Raw genomic sequence first — 4,158 nt, 5'->3', positions numbered from 1 at the left:
GGGCGAAGGCTGGGGGGACGAACGGACCGCCAGCGCCGCAGCCAACCTGCCGTCCGCTCCCGCACTGCGGGAAACGGTTCGCCGGCGGCGCGCCACCGGCGGACCGTCGGAACACGCTTTTGCGGCTTTGGTCGGACTGGAGCTGCGGCCCCGCCGCCTGCGCGAGGCCGCAGCCCTGTGGGCCTCCCTCAAGGAGGAACGAGGGATCGAGGGCCGCGACGCGGTTTGGAACCACCCCGACCTGCTGCCCACGGCCGAGGACTTGGACGATCCTGCGGGCTTTACCGCCCGGCGGAAACTGCTGGACGCCTCCGAGGCAGAAGTCGATGAGGCCCTGCAACGGCTTTTGAGCGGCGGATTCGACGAACAGCCCGGTGACGGAGACTCCCCGGAACCCGGCAGTGACGCCGACGGCGACGACACCGGCACCGCCGAGGGCGGCCCGGACGGTCCCGGAACCGGGGACCGCGGCTAACCGTCGGTTGCGGCCGACCCGCCGTCCTCCACGTCGTCGTCGTCCTGCAGGCCGCGGCCCATGGCAAAGGCAGCACCTGAGAGGAAGGCCTTGGCCCGCTCCAGGTGCGGATAGGTCTGCAGCAGGTGCCAGAAGCGCGGGCCGTGGCCTGGCTCCAGCAGATGCGTGAGCTCATGCAGGATCACGTAGTCGATGACCCAGTCCGGCATATCCCTGATCTTGTCCGAGATGCGGATGGTCCCCCGGGCAGGCGTCGCCGACCCCCAGCGGTCGTTCTGGTTGGACACCCACCGGATGCTGGCCGGCTCGGCGCGGCCCGCCAAGTAGCGCCCGGATAATTCCGCTGCACGGCGGGCCAGGTCCGCGTCGCCCGCGGCAGTCCGGCCTGCCGGGTGCGTGCCGCGTGTTTCAAGTTTGGCCAGCATCCGCTGCACCCACTCCTGTTCCTGGGCGCGGGAAAAATGACCGGGAATGGAGATCACCGCAGCTCCGTTTCGCCAAGCGGCCGACACGGTCCTCCGCCGCCGCGGCGAGCGCTTGACCACCACCGGAGCGCCACTGGATGTGGTCAACGCCACCCGCTCCCCTGGGCCGGCAGCCAGGGTTACGGACCGCGCGGGCGCGGCGGATCCGCGTGGTTTCTGCATGTGTTCTGCTCGGGACATGCGTTGAGGCTACCCGGTGAGTCCGACCGTCCGCACCCGGGCCCGGCTCCTGCGCCGTTTCTGTGGATAACCGCACGGCCCGGGTGGCGTCCGTGCCAGCATGGAGAAGCAATCGCTCCCGGCCCGCGGGGGCAGAGGGAGACGGCGAGGGCCTGGCGGTGCCACAGTTGAAAATCAATCCCGGCCTGCGCCTGGTCGAATGTGCCACGGGCAGAGTTCAGGTCGGTCTGGGGCCGGACGGACTGGTCATCGAAGGAACCGGGGACGCGGACCGGCATTTTTTGCGCCGGCTGCGCCAGGGCTTCGAGTCTGCCGATCTGGCCGAAGTGCAGGCAAGCTGCGGCCTCGATGCCGAGCGGGCCGCGTCGCTGTTGGCGGCGCTGGCGCCTGTCCTGGTGGCGGATGTGGGCGGGGAACGGCTGTCGGGTTTGCGCGCTGACAGGCTTGCACCGGATGCACGCCATTGGTCGGCGGTGTACTCGGCCGACGGCGAAGGGCCGGTCGCCGGCAGGGGCCGCTGCCTTGTCCAAGTCATCGGGTTGGGCCGCACCGGTGCAGCGGTGGCCACCGCGCTGGCAGCGGCAGGCGTGGGCACCCTCCTTCTGGAGGACCCGGCCGCGGCAAGCCCGGCGGACGTTGGTTCCGGCGCCTTCCGGCTTGTTGACATCGGCCTCAACCGCGCGCAGGCCGTCCGGCGTGCCGTGCGCCATATCGATCCAACGGTTTCCTGCTACGTCTTGCCGGGCACGACGGCGGAACAGGGGCCGGCGGGCGTCTTTCCCCGCGCGCTCAGCCTGGTCGTCTGCGTTGACCGCGATGTGCCTGACCCCCAGGTTGCCGCAGCGCTGATGAGCCGGGGCCATCCGCACCTGAGCGTCCTGACCCGCGAGCATGACACGTTGATCGGGCCGCTGGTGGTTCCTGGCCGCACCAGCTGCCTCTCCTGCATCGAACTGCACCGGGCGGAGGCCGATCCGGCGTGGCCTGAGGTCGCCGCGCGGCTGACCGGCAACCCGCCGGGACCGGCGGCGGGCACCGGCACGGGCACACGCAGTGGCGGCGAAGTGTCCCAGTCAATGGCCACGGCCGGATTGGCGGCGATGCAGGCTTTGCTGTTCCTTGACGGTCGGATCGAGCCCGGCAGTTTTTCTGCCGTGCTCAAACTCGACAGCGGCTCCGGCACCGTGTCGCGCCATGCCTACCCGCCGCACCCCGCGTGCGGCTGCGTGCTGGCTGCTGCGTCCTGACTGCGTGTTCGGCGCGGTGGGCATTCAGTTCGACGACAACACCCGCAGCACGTCCTCGCCGTACCGTTCCAGCTTGGCAGGACCCACGCCCGCCAGCTTGGCTAGCTCCTGCATCGATTGGGGCCGGGCTTCGGCGATGGCCACCAAGGTGGCGTCGGTGAATATCACAAAGGCCGGCATCGACGCTTCGCTGGCTGTGTCCTTCCGCCATTCGCGCAGCGCCTCGAACGTCGACTCCTCATACGTCGGAGGGCAATTGTGGCAGCGGCCGACCTTCCGCTCCGCACCGCTTCCGAGCAGGCTGCCGCACCCGCGGCAGACCGCCGGTGCGGCCTGCTTGCGCCGCGCGGGGCGCTGGCCGGACGCACTCCGCACCGAGGATGACGAAGCCGGCCGCAACCCATCCAGGAACCGGGATGGTTTGCGGTTCGCGCGGCCCCCCGGAGTCCGGGCCAACGACCAGGACAGGGCCAGATGCTGGCGGGCCCGGGTGATGCCCACATAGAGCAGGCGGCGTTCTTCGTCCACGGACTCATCGGTGTCCGCGAAAGAAATCGGCATGAGCCCCTCGCTGAGACCAACCAGAAAAACCGCGTCCCACTCCAAACCCTTGGCCGAGTGCAGCGAAGCGAGTGTGACCCCCTGCACGGTTGGAGCATGCTGTGCGGCAGCGCGTTCATCGAGCTCAGCTACGAAATCCAGCATGGTGAAAACACCGCCCGCCGCAGAACCCCGGGCGGCGTCGAGCTCGTCGGCCAGTCCCACCAGTGCTGCCAGAGACTCCCAGCGTTCACGCACTGCTCCGCCGGTCTGCGGTGCTTCCCGCGTGTAGCCCAGGTTGGCCAGGACGTCGCGCACCAACTGCGGCACAGGTTCCGTTCCGGCGGCCCGGGACGAGGCCCGCAGCTGTAGGAGCGCATCACGGACCTCGCGGCGCTGGAAAAACCGCTCTCCGCCCCGGAGTTGATAGCCGATGCCGGCACTGGCCAGCGCCTGTTCGTAGGCCTGCGACTGGCCATTCGTGCGGAAGAGCACCGCAATCTGGGCCGCAGCCACGCCGTCGTCCAGCAAACCGCGAATGCGGGTGGCCACCTGTGCGGCTTCCGCCTCGTCGTCGGCGCATTCGGTGAAAGAAGGCTCCGGCCCGGCCGGGCGCTGGGCGATGAGCTCCAGCGGCGTCGGCCACGTATCCTTGCCCCGCGAGGGCTGCCGGGTACGGGCAGCCAGCAGGGAGTTGGCCAGTTGTACAACCTGCGGCGTCGAGCGGTAGTCCCGGACCAGTTTCACGACGTCGGCGCCCGGGAAGCGTTTGGTGAACTCAAGCAGGTGGCGCGAGGTCGCTCCCGTAAAAGAGTAGATGGTCTGGCTGGCGTCCCCGACCACGCACAGTTCTTCGCGGTCCCCCAACCAAAGGTCCAGGAGCCGTTGCTGCAGCGGCGAAACGTCCTGGTATTCGTCCACCACAAAGTGCCGGTACTGGTCCCGCACGGCGGCCGCCACCTTTGGATCTTCCTGAAGGATGCCGACCGTGATCAGCAGGACGTCCTCAAAGTCGATGATGTTACGGTCCGTTTTGACGTCCTCGTAGGACTGGTACAACCGCGCCACGGTGGTCAGATCGTAGCCCGCCGGGGCCACGCGCCCTGCCGCCCGGCGCACGTAGCTCTCGGGCGTCAGCATGGAGACCTTGGCCCACTCGATTTCGGCTGCCAGGTCGCGGATGGCTGCCCGGTCTGTGGTCAACCTCAGGCGCCGGGCCGCTTCGGCGATC

General features: G+C 69.2%; 4 protein-coding genes. 2 read left to right on the top strand and 2 right to left on the bottom strand.

Annotation, left to right across the window (positions count from 1 at the left end):
• Positions 1–475 (top strand): zinc-dependent metalloprotease (locus tag AC5RWT_RS35040; protein WP_494084244.1); only part of this gene is annotated, 475 nt, incomplete at its 5' end.
• Here the strand turns inward: AC5RWT_RS35040 and AC5RWT_RS35035 are convergent.
• Positions 472–1,140, bottom strand: coding sequence for a M48 metallopeptidase family protein (locus AC5RWT_RS35035; protein ID WP_494084243.1), 669 nt, complete (start codon positions 1,138–1,140; stop codon positions 472–474). The genes AC5RWT_RS35040 and AC5RWT_RS35035 overlap by 4 nt on opposite strands.
• A 158-nt stretch (positions 1,141–1,298) precedes the next feature.
• On the opposite strand from AC5RWT_RS35035, the gene AC5RWT_RS35030 reads away from it, so the two are divergent.
• Positions 1,299–2,387: a TOMM precursor leader peptide-binding protein gene (locus AC5RWT_RS35030; protein ID WP_494084242.1), complete on the top strand. Its 1,089-nt coding sequence runs from the start codon at positions 1,299–1,301 to the stop codon at positions 2,385–2,387.
• 24 nt (positions 2,388–2,411) lie between these two features.
• Here the strand turns inward: AC5RWT_RS35030 and AC5RWT_RS35025 are convergent.
• The coding region (locus AC5RWT_RS35025) for an ATP-dependent DNA helicase UvrD2 (RefSeq protein ID WP_494084241.1) at positions 2,412–4,158 on the bottom strand (1,747 nt) is incomplete at its 5' end.

It is taken from the genome of Arthrobacter sp. Dra40, from assembly GCF_059091905.1.
The sequence above is the reverse complement of the archived record's forward strand: the minus strand, read 5'-3'. Positions and strand labels throughout refer to the sequence as shown.

Excerpts from the sequence above, each read along its gene's own strand:
- AC5RWT_RS35035 (WP_494084243.1), bottom strand. The coding sequence starts at position 1,140 with ATGTCCCGAGCAGAACACATGCAGAAACCACGCGGATCCGCCGCGCCC.